12 protein-coding genes are annotated in these 17,419 nt (G+C 45.8%); all 12 read right to left on the bottom strand.

Annotated features, from left to right (window positions below):
• Positions 1-322 precede the first annotated feature (322 nt).
• The 12 genes from PN470_RS17615 to PN470_RS17560 all read right to left on the bottom strand — a co-directional run bounded on the left by PN470_RS17615 (position 323) and on the right by PN470_RS17560 (position 17,412).
• A complete protein-coding gene (locus tag PN470_RS17615; protein ID WP_271936832.1) occupies positions 323-1,708 on the bottom strand; it encodes a VWA domain-containing protein in 1,386 nt (461 codons plus the stop codon).
• Positions 1,641-2,684 carry a hypothetical protein gene (locus PN470_RS17610; RefSeq protein WP_016514474.1) on the bottom strand — a complete coding sequence of 348 codons (1,044 nt, stop codon included), beginning with the start codon at positions 2,682-2,684 and terminating at the stop codon, positions 1,641-1,643. The genes PN470_RS17615 and PN470_RS17610 overlap by 68 nt, the downstream gene beginning before the upstream one ends.
• Positions 2,685-2,825: 141 nt before the next feature.
• Positions 2,826-4,325, bottom strand: coding sequence for a hypothetical protein (locus PN470_RS17605; RefSeq protein ID WP_272104876.1), 1,500 nt, complete (start codon positions 4,323-4,325; stop codon positions 2,826-2,828).
• A gap of 88 nt (positions 4,326-4,413) precedes the next feature.
• Positions 4,414-6,924, bottom strand: a complete 2,511-nt coding sequence (locus tag PN470_RS17600; protein WP_271936827.1) for a peptidoglycan-binding protein — start codon at positions 6,922-6,924, stop codon at positions 4,414-4,416.
• A 7-nt stretch (positions 6,925-6,931) separates the two neighbouring features.
• A complete protein-coding gene (locus PN470_RS17595) occupies positions 6,932-7,825 on the bottom strand; it encodes a hypothetical protein (protein ID WP_149989130.1) in 894 nt (297 codons plus the stop codon).
• Between the two features lie 2 nt (positions 7,826-7,827).
• Positions 7,828-8,691: a hypothetical protein gene (locus PN470_RS17590; RefSeq protein ID WP_272104875.1), complete on the bottom strand. Its 864-nt coding sequence runs from the start codon at positions 8,689-8,691 to the stop codon at positions 7,828-7,830.
• Positions 8,684-9,442, bottom strand: a complete 759-nt coding sequence (locus PN470_RS17585) for a hypothetical protein (RefSeq protein WP_272104874.1) — start codon at positions 9,440-9,442, stop codon at positions 8,684-8,686. Before PN470_RS17585 ends, PN470_RS17590 begins: the two co-directional genes overlap by 8 nt.
• Before the next feature lie 41 nt (positions 9,443-9,483).
• Positions 9,484-11,046 carry a hypothetical protein gene (locus PN470_RS17580; RefSeq protein ID WP_271936819.1) on the bottom strand — a complete coding sequence of 521 codons (1,563 nt, stop codon included), beginning with the start codon at positions 11,044-11,046 and terminating at the stop codon, positions 9,484-9,486.
• Positions 11,047-11,067: 21 nt separating this feature from the next.
• Positions 11,068-12,051, bottom strand: a complete 984-nt coding sequence (locus tag PN470_RS17575) for a hypothetical protein (protein WP_272104873.1) — start codon at positions 12,049-12,051, stop codon at positions 11,068-11,070.
• A gap of 79 nt (positions 12,052-12,130) precedes the next feature.
• A complete protein-coding gene (locus tag PN470_RS17570) occupies positions 12,131-15,385 on the bottom strand; it encodes a hypothetical protein (protein WP_272104872.1) in 3,255 nt (1,084 codons plus the stop codon).
• A 10-nt stretch (positions 15,386-15,395) separates the two neighbouring features.
• Positions 15,396-16,901: a tubulin-like doman-containing protein gene (locus PN470_RS17565; RefSeq protein ID WP_272104871.1), complete on the bottom strand. Its 1,506-nt coding sequence runs from the start codon at positions 16,899-16,901 to the stop codon at positions 15,396-15,398.
• A gap of 22 nt (positions 16,902-16,923) precedes the next feature.
• Positions 16,924-17,412 (bottom strand): hypothetical protein, encoded by a 489-nt coding sequence (locus PN470_RS17560; RefSeq protein ID WP_016516212.1) that lies wholly within the window; start codon positions 17,410-17,412, stop codon positions 16,924-16,926.
• Positions 17,413-17,419 lie beyond the last annotated feature (7 nt).

Genomic DNA, 17,419 nt, shown 5'->3' with positions numbered 1-17,419 from the left:
GACTTGATCTCCTTCTCGGTAGGACTCCCGAAGAAGAACGGCGGGGGGGGAATTACGGTTAGGAACTTTTTCTATATACATGGCTATCATTCTAGCAAAGGGAGAGAATTCTTGTCCATTAAGAAATGTTACAAATTACATGGGTACATTAAGAAAAGTTAAGGGGCGTATCCATTGATGGATAAGGGTTTTCGGTTATTATAGTATATATGTATGGGGAAAGTTCAGATATATGTATGGGGGAAGTTCAGTTATACCATAAAAAAATTATGCAAGAGGTCTATTATCATCCATAGGTGATCTTGCACCTGTCCAAAAACTATTAAAACCCCTCTAAATTTCGGCGGCTTTCTTCTTTGAGTTGGTGGCTCCAGGCATTGAACCGGCGAACACCGAATACCGTTGCGACTAGCGTACCGAGAAAAATCGCCAAACGTTCCCAAATCGAGAGAGAGTGATAGAGATAATTCGGCATCTGGAATTCGAGCGGTGCGGAGATGAGAGAGGACATACCTCTTCCTGGAGCATTGACGATAACTTTGGCTTGATGGATGGTGAGCCGATCGGCGGTTGGTTGTGGATAGCTGATCTCGTATTCTCGGAGCGCGGTCAGGAACTCTCGTAATCCTTGGCTCACTTCTTCAGCTGAACGCGGGAATCGGGCAATTCCGCCGGTCTCTTTAGCAATCGCTGTCAATCGAGATCGATCGACGATAAACTCGCGGATATCTTCTCCCCAAGGAAGCTGACAGTAGGTAAGGAGAGTATCCACGGTGAGAGGGCGGCCGCGTAACTCCTGGGCGCATTGGGCGCGGGCGCGGAGTCGGGTTAGGGATTCGCCGTATCCCATCGTGTGGACGGTGACGTGAGGGGAACGGGCCAGCAGAGCCAGAGTGGACTGAAAGCGTTGTTCTTCCTTGTTTCGATCGGGATCGGCATCGAATCCATCGGTAAATAGGATCACGCCGAGACGGGGAGGCAGACCCCAAGAATTTTGCTGAAAACGTTCGGAAGTGGTCAGAAAATTGACCGCTTCATCGAGGGGTTGATAGAGATTGGTGGAGGCGCAGACATCAATATTGGCTAACTGGGAAAGTCGAGTTTTGGTTGTTTTGTATGGATAGGCTTCTAGATACTTTTGAATCACTGTCTGATCGACCGGATAGCTATGGGCGCACCCTTGCCCAAAGGGAACTAGGGCAATTTCTACGGGAAGTTTTTTGGTTTTGATCGTGGTAATAAATTTTTGGATTCCCTCGATCGCTCCCTGGAGTTTGACTTGTTGGGATTCATCCCGATTATCCATACTGCCGCTCATATCTAGCAAAATCACTAAATAGGCGGGATCGGGTTTGACTTGATCGGGTGGGGTTATAGTAATTTTCGGGAGAGTTAGGGGAGTCAATCGATATTTAAATTCGGTTTGATTGGCCGCCGTGGTGAGGACGGTAAAGTTATTCTCTTGTAATCCGGGTACGAGCAGGTCACGATGGTCGCGAACTTGTACTTTTAAAGTCACTTGATCGTGGTCGGTAATGGCGCGGAGAATCTTGACGGAATTCGCTCGGACGGAAGCAGAATCGAAGAAAGTGAACGCGAGGATCGATAGGGGAAAAAGCAGAAGGTTTCTACCAGCTTTTTTAGTTGTCCGGATCGAGAAAGCGATCGCAAAAAATAAATCGGTAATAGCGAGTATTCGTGTTTTCATGATAGAAAGTCAACATTTGATTGTGATATAAGGTTTCCGTGGCATTTTCCGATAACATTCTTCTTTGTATTTGTACTTTATTTTCCACAGGGGTGCTAAGTCTCCATTGTTTTCTCTCTAAACTGAGCTTGGCGGCTATTGCAGGTACATCTGGCAAAAATATATCGGCATCTTCCGCAGAACCGATCTGTAAAGATTGGGAAGTATGGCGAGGTAGCTGGATAGATAATCCTTCTTCAATTTGGGTTTGCTCGAAATTGACAATTCTTAAAGAGCGATCGTTAATTTTGGGATAGTTTCCCGATTGGTTATCTTTTCGGGCGCGTCCGAATCCTCTACCGGCTCTCAGTGCGACTTGATAGGTGGGGGTTGTGGAAATGGCGAGCGCCATCCCTAAACCAGCGCCGAAAAGGGTGAATCCTAACAGATCTTCATAACCGCCAAGGGGGATTATTGTTCGGAGAAATTCGATCGCTAGGGCGGCAATTAAACCGGCAAGTAATCCGAAAAGGGCAGATTTTATCGGTCGCTCAAAGGTGTTACTTTTCGCGCCCTCGGTACTCAGCGATCGCCAAGATAATCCCTCGGCTACACCGGCCCCTAAACCGATTAGACTCCAGCCCACTATGCGAACACTTGCCGGGGCGAATTTTCCCTGGTAAATAATCACAGTTAGCACTGCGGCGATCGCTCCAGCGATTAAACCAGTTTTTAGGGCGATTTTGAGATAACTATTGCGGATTCTTCGATTCGCTTTGTAGTGAATCGGATTACTCAGATAAATGGTCGTTAGGACAAGGGTAACACTTAAACAGATAGTGACGATCGGGAAGAGAATAAACTCGACGTAAAAAGGGAAAGTGCTTCCAGTAATTGTCTTCGATGCGAATTTAAAGAGGTCTAAGATCACTAAGCTCAAGTTCCAGCCGATCAGCGCTGAAATAATGCCCCCCAACAGATAAAAAACAAGTCTCATTTTTTCAATACTCCCTTCCTGATCCAGTTAAACGTTTAGAGACAAAGTATTCCTAGTATTGACTAGAAAGGTTTCCGCCATAGTCTAATGCTGCTAGTGCGTTCGTAGTTGGGGAATTTTCGGTTTGATCGTTGGGTTGCCCTAGCCTCCCCTCAGATTTCTAAATAATAGCATAAGATCCTGTGTCAGGTTCGCCCAAGCTAGGCCGATCAGTCCAGATGAGCGGTGGCTTTTTTGAAGATCGATGAGATGGATTTCGGCTTGGGTGTATATATCTGCGGGAACTTCTCCTTGGCTTACTTGATAAAACAGAGCCGCTAGGCTATAGGCGCGCACTTCGGCGAATAGTCGTGCGAGAAATTCGTATCGTTTTTTAGTAGCATCGGGTAATTTTTTTTGTTGATAGTTTTGTAAAATTTTGTTAAAAAAATGATTGTCTAGTTGACAATATTCTGGATAGTGGATTTGTATGAGTAGTGATTTAGTATAATATTTTGCGGAGTCATAAAAATAATCTGACCAGAAGCTTTTGGAGCGAATTAATAACCATTGTTTTTCCTTGGGTAGATCGGGAATTTTGCTATTTTTGTATTGCTCCGTTATTAATAGATCATCGATGAGAGCGTATAGTCGCTGTTCGAGGTGGGGATTTTGGTCGAGCGCTTGTTGTTGCATCTCGATGCCCGCACGCCCAAACTGTTTATTTCTTCTTCGTTTCCGTAGCCAGTCTAGCCAGTTAGCGATTTCTGGAAATGGTTTTAAAATAGCCAGTAATGCTCGATATCTAGCCGCCGTGATATTATGATTTTTAAGCGCAGTTTTATCAACAATAATTTCCCAGTTCCAATGGTCACTGTCAAGACTATATAAATAACTAGAGAGGGCTTGTAAGTTTCGTTCTAGATCTTTATTTTTTGCTAGATTTAGTAAACATCGTTTGACTTGGATATCACTGGATATATATTCGGAAACCGTCGAGAAGGATTCGGGAACTCGATCAAACCGAATAATTAATTGTTCCTGATCGCTATCCTGGGTGTAAACCAGAGAGAATTGTTCGGGAATCTCTAATTGAGACACTCGAAAAGCCCAATTTAGGGGACTAGAATCGTTTGCTTGTAGAGAAAGGGCTAGAGCATGAAATTCTCGACAATCCTCAAAAGTTATATTGTCTAAATATAATGGCGATCGAGAGTATTTTTTTTCTTGTTCTATTTTTTTGATAGAAATTTTCACCGAATCGGTTGAATATTTTTTTAAAAAATCATGGCGATTTAGCCAAGAACTAGAAGCTTTTTGGGGTGTTTTGGGAGATGAAGAGGAGGGTTGTAGTTGAAAGGTGGGAGAACCTTGAGTCATCCACCATTCTAGCAGCGTTCCGATTCCGTCTATTTCGCCATCTTGCGAGGGTTTTTCTAACCAGAAATAGCGGTAGCCGATCAGAGGGCGATCGCTGTCATCTCTTAAGGCTGTCGCCACCGCTAATAGGGCATATTTGCCGATTTCTCTAGAGATTAGGGCGATAGTTTGGGGAGGATAACTATCATTAATTCGACAGGCATGATTATGGACGGCATTCGCAATTTCCGGGGGTACTTCCTGATTTTCTCCGCCGATTTCTCGATCAAATCCTGTACTCACATAGCACTCATGTCTTTTAGACCATTTTGGCTCTAGAAGTTTTCGAGAGAATTGATAAATTTCGCATCGATTCCACATCATTAAGCGTCTATTTATCGGGTTTGAATATTTGATCTAGGCAGGCAGAATAGGCGGTATTTGTCTGAGTTTTGCACTGCTGAAAGGCTTTGTATCGAGGGAGAGCGATCGAGTAATTTTCGCTCTCTTTTAGGATTCTTTCTAGGGTATTGATCGCTGTTTTTATCTGCCGATCTTGAATCATGGGAGCGAGAATCGACCAAGTGTTTTTATCTAAATCCCCTCCTGCTGGCTGAATCTGGTATTGTGTTTTGAACTTAGCGATCGCATCCGATACTTTCTGATCCCAAATCGGAGTGATTTCCCCCTCATACAATTGTAGCGAGTGGAGAAGACTTTTCCCTAGGGCAATTTCTGGGGCGTTGAGAGGAGGATTGGCTGTCACTTGGTTAGCGGTGTAAGTTTTATTTAATTCTACCGGAACTGCTGGTGTCAGTTGTTGAAGGAAGCGATATAAAGGATCTTTGATAATACTTGATCTTTCTTCTAGCCATGCTTCGCGTTGAGTGCTGGTTTTACACTGGGAAGCGTTGAAATCGGGCATCTTTTCCCGTAACTTCTTTAGGTTGTCTAGATTTTTCGCTTGCAGATCTTGTCGGCGATCGCCAGATTCTAGGAGATTAAAATATAAGTATAGTTCCCGAACGGGATCGGAGGGAATAATGGCCGATTGATTTGCGGAAATCTTCGGAGAAAATACCCGTTCGATCGATTGAACTCCCCACAGGACTCCCACCCCCAACACCGTCCCGACTGCCACACTCAACCCTAGACATTGCCAAGGATATTTTTGCCAAAGAATTAGGGCGATTTTCTTGAGAGAATTGGGACTTTTCTCGGAGGATTGTGGAGGAATGGCGGGGGGTCTTTCTAGGGGAATAATTTCGGGGATGTTCGTGCAGTTTTCCCAAATTTTATCGGGAACTTTACCCGTAGCGAGTTTATAGAAAAAAGCGGCGATCGGATAGGATTTATTCTTTTCTAGAATCCCTGCGATGCTCTCGTAGGACGAGGGATTTTCGGCGGTTTGTCCTTGCTCATGCTGTTTTAAGTCTTCGAGAATTTTCTCGATAAACTCATCCCTTTCTTGAGGGGGTAATTGTTCTTTTTTGAGATAGGCTCGATCGAGCTTTCTAAACAGATCGTTGGTGTAGATTTCTAGAGATTCTTTCCAGAGTGGGGAGTAGTCGATAAGTAGCCATTGAATTACTTCTTCTGATTTGGGGGAGGGGTTCGATCGCAGTAGGAGAAATAACCGAGCGATGAGTTGATGGAGTCTTGTTTTATTCTTGGCTAATATGACCGACTTTCTAGAATACAATTGTATCAACTGATGCTGTCGATCGAGTGCTTCTTTCGCTTCTTGAGTAACGGGTAATTCGGATGGCTGGAAATGAGTCAATAAGGCTGAGGGAAGAAAGCGAGAGAAATCCAGCAATTTTTGAGGTGCGGGAGATCCTGGCGCTTGTAGGCTATTGAGCCAATCGGAGACGGTAATCGTTAAGTCAGTATGCTGTAAATTGGGATTTAATAGTAGAATCAATGATTTATAAATCTTTTCTTGTTGGGTGTGCTGTCGTTGCTCCAGCCAGGTGCTATCGATCAGCGTTGCCCAATCCCATCGAGTGCTATCGGTTTTTTCTAGTTCTTGAACTAAGATATTTAGGTTTTGATCAATTTCTTTGCCTTCTGAGAGTTCTTTTAATGCTCTTTTTAAACTTTGAATTGATTGAACCTGTACAGGGGAAGTATCTAGTATATCTTGCCCAGTTTTATGGGGAGTTAATGCGGTTGGGATTTTGTTGACATCGGAATTGATCTGACAGTATTCTTGAGTAGTGCAAGCGATTAGGGTAAATTGATTAGGATTTTCTAAAACAGTAACCTTCCACGCCCAAGCGATCGGGCGATTATATTTTTGTTTGAGATATCGAGAAAAAAAATGCAAATGCCAATAACTAGGAATAAAGCTGTTGCTAGGAGTAAAAATATGAGGAGTTTGTTGTACTTCTAAAGCAAGTTGCTCAAATTGACGAACTTTATCGAAATCATGAGGACTGTGAAGAATCGCTGAATAATATCCCTGTCCACGATTCTGTTTCTGAATATCTCTGATGTCTGAACAAGGCTTTAGCTCGAAACGGGGTCGCTCGTTCTTGTCCCACCATCGGAGGAGCGTTTCCACGGCATCTATCTCTCTATCTAGGGGCTTTTCTAGCCAGAAATAACGATAGCCTACCAGAGGTCGATCACAATCATCTTTTAGGGGAGAAGCTACCGCTAAAACTGCGTATCTATCGATTTCTCGTGCGATGAGGGCAATCTTTCCTTCTGCCGGAGGATAACTATCATTAATCCGAAACCAGTGGTTATGGACTGCATTTTGAATGGGGATGGGAGTATTCGCATAGGTCCTTAAGCCGATTTCTTTGTCGAATCCGCTAGAAACCCACCGATCGCCCTGTCTTTTCGGTTCTAACAATTTCCGAGAAAATTCCTTGATCGTAATGGAATCGCTCATAGTTTTTCTAATCCTCTATGTCTCTGAGTTGGGGATGATCGGTACCCGTGTGTAACCAGTAAATTGGTGCCATTAATCCCAAGGGTCTCCACACTTTTGGGTTATCGATCACTCCAGAAGTCACACCACCTTCACGGCTAGTAACTTGAACGTTGGCGAGGGGAGAGTCGGGAGAAGCACCTGGCTTCATGCCAAATGCCGAACAAAAAAAATACTTAACAGGACAGGGCCACTCTTTGCCCCAATTTTCTAGTAATTGATAGGTTTTATTAAATTTTAGCCTCATAAATCTGGGGATATCCTGTCGGTGGATTCGCATTTTAGATTGTTCGGCTTTGGTAAAGGCTAAGGCGATCCGATACTGGGATAGGTTTTGATTTTTCTTTTCTAGTCGCCACTTTAATTGTTGTTTCAAGGTGGCCAATCCCTGGGCGTACTTTTCATCTTCTGTGAAGAAAGTACCATCGAGTAGGATGAGTAATCCTAGGGCAGAGGCACATTCTTCTAGATACTCTTCGATTTGGGAAGTTTTGCCTTGGGATAGTTTTTCAAATAATTCCCCAGCAAAGTCTTTACAAATTATATCGATCGCTTGTCCCCCTTGCCAAGTGGGCTTCATTTGAATCGAGAGGTTATAAGTGGGAATTTCGCTCGGATTGCTGGCTAGATAGGTAGCCATTAACATGGCATTATTTTCTAGGATATCTTTTGCCATAGCGATTAGTTTAGCCGTATCGTCGTCGCCGGGAATAACTTTCTCGATCGGACTATCGGGTTTCGCGTTCGGCCAGTAGGCCAACGCAGATAGATAGGTGGTTTTACCCGATCGCCTCGGTCCGATGATCCGAAATTCGGTAGGCTGAGAATCGGTGGTTTCTGGGGGTTGTTGACGACTCCACATAATTATTCTTCGAGTCGAATGCCTGTCGCTAACCAGTATAGCGGAGGAATTAATCCGTAGGGATACCAGCGATCGGGTTCTCGTAAATAGGCGTTTTTTTCTTCTGGGGAACCGTCGTCGGGTAAGTAGCAGTTTGGCCGGGGATCAAAATCTCGATCGCGGCGACTTCCCAAAACCCCGAATGCAGAACAGGCAAAGAATTGTAATCGATCGGAGGTTAAAGTTTTGGTGAGATGTTTATAGGTTTCGGGCAATCGTACCTCGAATAAATCCTCGTCGGGATCGAGACGACAGGGCCAGAGTTCTCCCCTTTCACATTTAGCCATGACGACGGCGATCCGGAGTTTTTCAATTTCTGGGTTGCGAATTTCCCGCTCGCGAATTTCCTCGCATAGTTTGGTAAATGCGGGGAGATATAGCGATGTGTCGCGTTCGGGTTCCCAATCGGTCATCATCACCATCCAGCTTACGGTAGTGAATAGGTCATCAACCCAAGGGGTGATTTTTTTCCATTGATGAGGGATGGGAATATGTTCAAAAAATTCCCCTGGGAAATCTTTGGCAAGGAGTTCTAGTTCGATGCTCGATCGCTTTTTCCCCGGCGGGATTTTGATGAGAAAGTCATAGTCCTTGAGGTTATGAAGTTGATCAGCCTCGAAGGCATCTCCCGCTATCTTTCCTTGATTTTTGAGCGTATCGAGCGCGCGTTTCCGTAGGGCCGTGGCTTCATCATTGCGAGGAATCACCTCTAACTTGGGATATTTTTGTAGTAAACCCGATGGAAGAACGGCTAGGGTGGCAAGATAGGTGGTTTTTCCCGAACTTCTCGCCCCGATCACGCGAATTTCTGTAGAGGCTTTAGGCATTGGCGAAATAAGCTCCTAAATAGACCCAAGGTAATTCTAGTAGAGTGGGATGGTGAATGCTGGTGACGAAAAATTTGGGATTGAGGTAGGGAGGTTGGGAGTTATGTTCGCGGATTATATCATCGGCTAGGGAAAAATAGGTCTCTCGGATATGAGTGTCGTGTTTCCCCCAGAGAAAGGAAGCGTTGGTGTTGTATTGCCAGGTGTTTTTTTCCTCCTCTAGGTTGTGAAATAGATCGGCTTTATGGATAGAGATTAAAATATGTTGTACGCTGGGACAGTGCGATCGCAAGAGGGTGAGACGTTCCTTGAGTTGTTTTTTCCAGGTCTCCGGGTCGAGAATTTCCTCAAATTCGGGAGTATCTTCTATTTCTTGAGTTCGACTTCGATATCGATAGGGAGGCAGCAGGAGTAAAACCGCTTGACTTTGACCGAGAGTGTGTACCAGATCTTGATATTTTTCTGGGTTGCTTTCTTGCCACGCGGGTTTAGACCAAGCTTCCCCAGGGGTATCAATCCACTGAACTCTCACCTCTCGTTCCGAACCGGAAGGAAGGTTAATTCTCAGCAGGAGAGGTTCTTCTTCTTTTTGAGAAGTTCCCGCTAGTTTTTCAATACTATCCTTGGACAATGTAGCGATTTTACCCCCAGGGCCAGAAGGGATCACTTTAACATTTTCGGTTCCTTTCGATAGGGTAATGACCATACTGGTCTTACCAACACTTTTATTACCAATAATGATTACGTTCATGGGGAAATTTTTCGTTGTTGATTGCTAAATAGTCAGATGAGCTAAAACCGTAAAACTCCTCGCTGTTGTAACTGCCAAGTTTGCCCACCCGCTAGGGGATAGACTACCGCAGGACGGATGACGGTATAGCTATCGGAATAATTCGGATCGTAGTTCTGGCACTCGAATAGATCCTCAACGCTTTTATAGTTATTCTGGTTGATTCTAAAATTTTGGCTAGGTACCAAACAATGATAGTTCCCGTTGAGGTACACCTCATAGTAACCCCGGCGCTTATTTTCTAGTACAATTGGTTCGCTCCCTCCCATTCGACGATTCGCTAGGCTTTCTTCTGTAGGAGATACTTCGATCGGGGATGAGGAACGAGCATCTCGATAATAATTATCTCCTCCTAGGGAGTGGGAAGAGCTAGATACTGAAGGTGCTGTACTCTGGTAAGTCTGGCTCGCGGGTGGTGCAGAAGGGTTCAAAGTGGTTATGCCAGTTGGTTCTTTTTGTTCCCGAACTTTTGTATCTTTGGTTTTCCGATTGTGTTTTTCTAATTCTAAATCGGCAATTCTATCATTAATTATACGGTTTTCTTGTGTAATTTTTCGCTCGATATCTTTAAACTTTTCAGAGAATTTGTTGTAAATATCTTTGTAAACTCGCTCATAAATTTTAGAAGTAATTCGAGTTTCATTTGGACTCCAATTCTGAGAAGCAACTGAAGCGGACGAGTTCTCTGGAGATTCCCCCTCTCCATCTCCTTCAGGGTTTGTTTCTTTACTCCAAAAATTGAATCTAGAAAAGCGCTTATTCGTAGGCTCATGTCTATTGGGTGATGGTTGTCCTATAGAAGAGCTTCTACTCGATCTTTTGCGGGATCTTAGCAAAGAAATTACGCTCGCTAATAATGCTAATATAGCAAGGAGAAAAGTGGTATTAGAAGAGGTTTTTTCTTTTTCTAACTGTGCTATTCGATTAGATAATTTTTGTATTTCTGGATCGATGGGAGATTTTAATTGTTTAATATTATCTTCTAGTGACTTCTGTTTATCTTGGAGAAATTTTGTAATTTCCTCGACGGTAGTATCTCCAAAGTTACCATAATTATCTTGGGAGATATTTCTTCTTGTAAAAAAATCTAATTGTTTCTGAACATTTTCAATTGCATCTCTTCTTGTCAATCCTTGTTTAAAAGGAGTGATTACCTTTTGAGAGATCGTGACTAAAGTGTTATCGATACTATCTAAAATTTGCTCAACGGATGCTTTTTCTACTTCTTTTAGCTTCGGCATCTGATTTTGACGATACTCTTTTATTTTTGTCTGTAAATTTTCTATCTTTGTACTAACCGCATCGCTCTTAATAATTTCCAGCTTTTTCTTGTCAGTAATCGTAATCGCTCCCTTGAGGGCATCGAGAAACTTTTGCTGTTCTTTTTTTAACTCATCGAAAGCTTTATCGATATCGCTCTGTAATTGAGGAGATTTCTCGACGGTTGCCGAGGAGGGTTGAGAGGTTTGAGTGCTTACAGAATTAGTCCCTTTCCCGCATCCGACGAGGACAGTAGAAACGAGGAGCAGGGATAGAGCCAATTTAGCATAGCTGATTTTTTTCATAGGATTCACCGATTTTATATATCAGAATTGTAGGATGCCGCGTTCCTCTAACTGCCAGGTTTCCCCTCCGGGTAAAGCGGAAACTCTAGCGGGTTTGAGAAGTTCAAAGTTACCCTCTAGCTGAAGATTTTTACAGTCGAAGAAGTCTTCGATCGCTTTGTAGTTGTGTTGGTTCAGTCTGAGGTTGTTACTCGGTACTAAATATTCTGTGCCGTTTTCTTTGATGATCGAATAATTGCCGCGACGATTTTTCTCGAAGATTACCCGCGAGGAACTACCGATTCTTAGTTTTGTCAAGCTTTCTTCGGTGGCGGTGACGTTGATTGCCTGTTGGGAAAAAGACTCTCGATCGCTGTTATATCTTTTCGCTAGATTCGATTCTTCTAGGCTAATCGGGTTCTGAGTTTGTGGCGAAAGTTCTGGATAGGAAACGCTTGTTTCAGAAGGATATGAGGATTGGTTAGAAACCATTTTTCGATTGGCACGTTCGTTCGCTCGAATATTGTTTTCTAAATCTTCTAACTTACCTTGAATTTCATCTAATTGTCTTTTAGTCTCTTCAAGGTTCGAAGAATTGTCATTAATTTTGTTAATTTTTTCTTGGATTTCTATCCATTTTCTTTGCTCAGAAAGGATTGATCCTACTTGGTTTTGTAGGGTTTCCATTTGTGATGGTAGGGATTGATATTTGAGATCGAAATCCTCAAACTTGGATAATCGATCGCTAAATTCTTTTACCCGGTCTTCTAATTGCTCAAATTTGGATAATCGATCGCTAAATTCTTTTACCTTTTCTTCTAAACTATTAATAGACTCGATTTTTGTCTCAATCTCCAGCGTTTGATCTTGCTTTTTTAAATTAGTATCTTTTTTTTTAGTCGCCCAAATACCTTTCGCCCAGATAATAATTTTTTGAGAGTCATTATTCAGAGGCCAGTTACATACCGTACAACTCTCTTGCCCTTCGTTATATATAGCATCACAAACTGGACAATTAGACATCATCGTTCTCCCTTAGACTTTTTGCTAAGGGGAGTAGAAAAGACCTCGCCGGTATTTTTCCTACTTCCCCTCTGGTTAGCCGTTATTTGCCAGCCCACTCCTTGCCTAAAACGCGGAGGAGTGCCTTTAATCCTAGGATAAAAGGTGGCTCGACGCGGATGTTTTCTGAATCTCCCCGAATGTGAACGAGATTCGTTCTCAGTTCTTTATGGACTTCACGCCAGAGACGATCTTTGTAACTAGACTCCAGTTCGCCATTTTTAAAAGCGGGCATGGGTTTAAGTCCCTGAATGTCGATCTCTTTCACTGCGGTGTTGAACTCGTTTAGAAAAGCGGGAACTTCCTGGAGTTGGGGCATATCGAAGCCGGTGATATTGCCTTCCAACTCCAGATAGTCTTTCCACGTAATTTTTTGACTGTTCACCTCGCAATCCTCCCCGGCGATTACCGGTTCCGGTTTTTTGCTGATAATTCCTCCTAGGGGAGTTCGGTCTAGTACCAGACCACAGGCGACTTCATCCTTGGGACGGGTGCTTAATCGGGTGATCTCGTTGGTGTCCGGGAAACCGGAGGCCTTACTCAGCATCCGACTGAAAAGTTCGTTAACTTCAGCGTGACGATCGAACCGTCCGCCAATCGCCAGCCAGTTCAACAGGCGCGAACCGTTGCCACCGATGTACACGGGGGTGATTTCCGGTCGGCTGTAGCGGTCTTTTTCGTAGAGAACCTGTAACAGAATCCCCACATAGTAGTATAGTCCCGCCGTACCGATCGCCATCAGTCGGAGTAAACCCTGGAATTGGGGATCTTCTTCGAGAAAGTCTCTTTTCTTGAGCCAGTTCTCGCTTTCGAGGCGGAGTAGGACATCTAGCTTGGCGTGGAAGTTTCCCTCTTTCAATCCCTGCCATTCGCTCGTGTTTACCCCAAACTTCTCGACGAGAAATCCGGGATTGAGTTCCAAGAATTGGGAGAACAGATGTCGCCCGGCTAATTGTACCGAGCATTGATGCACCAGTTGGAAGCGATCGGTGTCGGCCTCCCAGATGGAGATATCCGAGGTTCCTCCCCCCATGTCGATACAGGTGCTATTGACGAGGTTGTGACCCTCCTGATCGGCGAAATACTGGGCCGTTGCCACACTTTCCGTGCGGAAATAGGTGAGATTATCCTGTTGCGGGCAAATTTGGCTGATCCCGGTTTTTGCCTGCAACTCTTCGGTTAAATCCTGCCAGTTGCGTGCGTAGCGGATTCTATCGGCGCGGGAGAAAGCGGAAGGATAGGAGAGAGACCACTGGATTTGTTGGATGCCGTTTTTGGCTGCGAGGGCTGTGACATGAAGGGCTAAATGCTTGAGAAAAAGCCGATTGATGGTGATATTCGTCCATTTGAGATCGGTTTCGATCCAGCCCTCTTGGGGGTTAAATCTCGCGCGATCGGGAATATAGATCCGACCGTCGTAGATCGGGCGTTCTTTCGCTACGTTATTCGCCTTTCGGGTGGTTAACACGCTACTGAGGGGTAACGGTTTCTCTGGGGGAATGAAGTTTTCGGGAACGAAATACTCGAACAGGGTGGGCAGTCGAGTATCGGACAGTACCTCCGTCACTTTGAGATGCAGACTTTCTAAGGGAAGCGGTTCGGTTATTCCTCGGCGATTGACGTAGATATTGGTAAAAGATGTCCCAAAATCGACCCCCACTTTCCAGGAACCCTCCAGAGCGATCGATGCCGGCGTTTTCAGCAGGATTAGGCCGAGGAAGTTTTTCGATCGATCCCGACATTCGATACAGGAGGGATACTCCTCTAGTCGGGTGAGTTGATAGGAACCCTTGCCATCTTGGAAAATATGCGGTTCTTTGGCGCCGGGCAAATTCACCTGAAAAGTGCGATCAAGCGGATTCGAGGAACCGAGAAATTCCAGATCGTAGTAAAAGGCGTAATATTCCTTCCAACCCTGGGCCCGGAAGTTCGGCCAGATCTCTAAAACCGGAACTTGGGTCAGGGCGTTGTCTTCCTTGATGGGATAGTCTTTAAACACCCGATAATTCTGGGGATTTCTCTCGTCATTGTTCATGCCCGATAGGGGCAGGTCTAGGGATACCCGCAGAACTGGCCCCTCACTCCCGTTGAGCGTACTGAACTGGAGCTTCCGCAGTAACTCTTCGGGGGTAAAGTAGTCCAGGAGGATCGGGTTGAGGGGCAGGAGAGGGGTGATTTCCTGTCCTTTGAACACGATCGACGGAGTGTTATCCGGCAAAAACCCCCCTGGTAGGGCATCTTCCACATCGATAAAGTGAAATTCCGGGGTAAATAGATCCTTGGACTCGATCCACCGGATATCTTTCCAGAGGATTTTCCCAGTCTGTAAATCCTTGAGGATAGATGGAGAGGCGAGGGTTTGATCCTGATAGATCCAGATATCTTGGGGCGATCGATCCCACGAGCGAGCGATTTCTGGATCGATAATCAGGAGAGGGGGAACGAGGCCGCGCTTATTCTCGCTGGCCACGACCCGCACGCAGGATTCTTTCGGTTCGGCTTTGACGGGACGATTGAGGGCGTTTAAAAGGCCTCGATTGAGAGGAACGCCGAAAAATTGGGGATTATTACTTAAACTCAGCCGTTGTTCCGGTTGCCCCCCCAAGCTATTCTGAAATTCCGCTAACAGACCCCGCATGGTATTCTGGGCGATCGCGTCCCCAGTATAGCGATTTAACTCGTTATTGAGGTTCTCCAGCCAACGCCAGAGCAATGCTTTTTCACTGGCATTGAGATAACCTTGCGGCGCTTCCAAACAACGGGTCTGCCGATTCCACCAGGGCAGATTTTCCCACTTGCCGGCTTCGGAGGGAACGACGATCGTACTGGGGGAGGACATTCCCACCGATTTCCCATCCCATAAAAAGACGTAGACATCTTCCCACGGGTTTTTTGCCTCTAGAAGATAAAGGGCTTTACTGGGGGGATTGGGGCGCAGTTCGTAGAGGGCACGGGCGAAGGGATCTTGATGGCGGAGTTGGCCCAGTTCTAGCAGTTGTGCCGAGAGGGGAAAACGCCGCGTTTCCGCAAGGGCCAAGGCCGCTAACATTCCTTGCCACTGGTCGATCATCTGCCGATGGATGGGATAGGCCTTGTTGTGAAGAGCCATTTGCATCGACAGGGGACGGGCCCAGATGGTGGGGACGGAACTGACACTTTTTACCTGGCCGGGGGATTTGTAATCGAGACTGGAGGCCACATCGCCAAAGGTTTTAAAGTCTTGCGCGTCCCATTTTCCCGCTTGATCGGAGGGACGGACATCGCTATCGGATTTTAATTTCGGCAGTAATAAAAACATAGACTAAAGGCTATTGCTTACAAAAGGTGTATAGGGCTTTGGCTAATGCGGCGATCCCAGGCTCCGCGGAGTTGTCGGGTTTATAGCTCTGTAGGCTTTGCATCAGAGAGGTGATCGTGTCTCTCGATTTGGTTTTATTGTCGAGAGGGCGATCGAGTACCAGTTCTGCTAACTGTTCTCGTCGGAGGGACTTTTCTGGATCACCCATCGCTTGGGTGTTAAAGAGTTGGATCTGTTCTCCCTCGATCTGGTGCAGGCGGTACAACCAAGTCAGATAATCCCGACACCAGGCGCTAATCGTCTTCAGTGCTTCCTGTTGTTGGGGATCACCTAACCGCGTCATCCCGTCTGCCGAGCCTTTATGGGGAAAGAAAGGGCGCGACCAGGGTGTAAGTACCAGGCGATCATCTTTTCTTTTGAGGATGCCGTTGAGTTCGGGTTCAAACTCGGACAGCCAACTGTAGGCGAATCGAGTCCCGTTGACGAGCGCGGGTTGGATTTCCGCTCGATCCGGCAGATCGTCCCAAATCAGCCGACCGATTTGCTCCCGGCCTATTAAAACGACTTTTTCCCCTATTTCGGCGGTATGAAGGAAAAAATACCGCGCGGCGAGGGCGCTATAGAGTTCTAGGAAGTGGGGATCATTGCGCTGGCTATTTTTGCCGACGCTAAATTCCACTTTCGAGAAGTTTTCATTTCCCAGCAGAAAAACCGTATCGAAGGTCTCTCGCGCTTGGGTCACATAATAGCGTAGGGCGGCTTCGGTGTTCAGTAAAAATTGTTCGGAACGAGCGAAAATCCCGTCCGGATCTTCTCCTGGCGGCGGGGTGAACCCGAAATAGGGCAACAGGAACAGACAACCGATCTTGACTCGATCTTTGACCCCGATATTTTTCAGTTTATTGGCCAGTAAACGGGCGATCGTCGGTAGTCCAGAGGCTCCAGTTCCCCCAAACATCGACCCGCAGAGAAACACTTTCGGGGCTTTTCCTGCGCCTGTGTCTGCTTGTATTTGTTTGATCAGCGCTCCCCAGGGTTCTTGATCCAATCGTTCGAGATCCACTTGGCTCATCACCGCCGAACCGATCGCCGGACGACCGCGGAAACCCACGTCTAGCGAGACTTCCTGTTCGTCTTTCGTGTAGAGAACATCGAATAGATTACCGAGAGCGGGTTGATTTTGTTTGAGCGTGTTGTAGTTGAAAAAGGCTTTCAATTCTTTACTGGAATTAACCCCGCCAAAGGGCGACCAGAGATCGAAGGATTCGATCTTAGTTTTCATCCAGGGATGGAGTTGGCTATTATCTTGGTTCTCTTTGCCGACGATCAACTCCTGACATCGGCTGTAGATACTGAGCGCGTTTCTCGATCGCTCTAGATTCCCGTTGGTTTCGTCCGCATCGATAAAGAGAACTTTTAACGGTTGTTCGGTAAACAGTCCCACCGAGGCGAGTTTCGTGATTGCCTCGATACATTTCGCCCCCGTTCCCCCGATGCCGATCACATACATGGCCATACTGAATTGCCTCCTTTTTTTCTTAAAATCGATCGATGATATCCCGCAGTTGATGGGATAGGGGTGGTGTGTAGATCAACAGGCCCGGGGTGCTACTGGCAGTCGGTAGCCAAAACAGGATGAGGATATCCAATACAAAAAAGAGGGCGAGGAGTAAACGCAGTTCTTCGATCGGATTGAAAAACCCGATGGCGAGACCGATACTCAGAATAGGAACGATTCCGAGAAGCCACCACCACAAGCTCCAAGCTCTGAGTTCATCCGGTCGTCTAGCGGCCGATTTCGCCGTCATCACGCACCAGAGAATTGTGCAAGCGATCGACAATCCGAAAACCACCCCCGCCGCCACCATATACGCCCCACTCGCCCAACTCGCTAGGGCCGCTCCCGGATCTTGAACGCTGGGCGACCAAATCGCTCCCGTTCTAAAGATAAAGGGTTGAATCAAGAACATAAGGATCGCGCCCACAACGATAATAGCGATCACACGAATTATTTCACCAGGTTTCATAGTTATC

Origin of the sequence: Microcystis sp. CS-574 (genome assembly GCF_028329095.1) — a bacterium.
In the GTDB taxonomy this organism is placed as follows: Bacteria; Cyanobacteriota; Cyanobacteriia; order Cyanobacteriales; family Microcystaceae; genus Microcystis; species Microcystis ichthyoblabe_A.
This window is presented reverse-complemented; position numbering and strand designations above follow the sequence as displayed.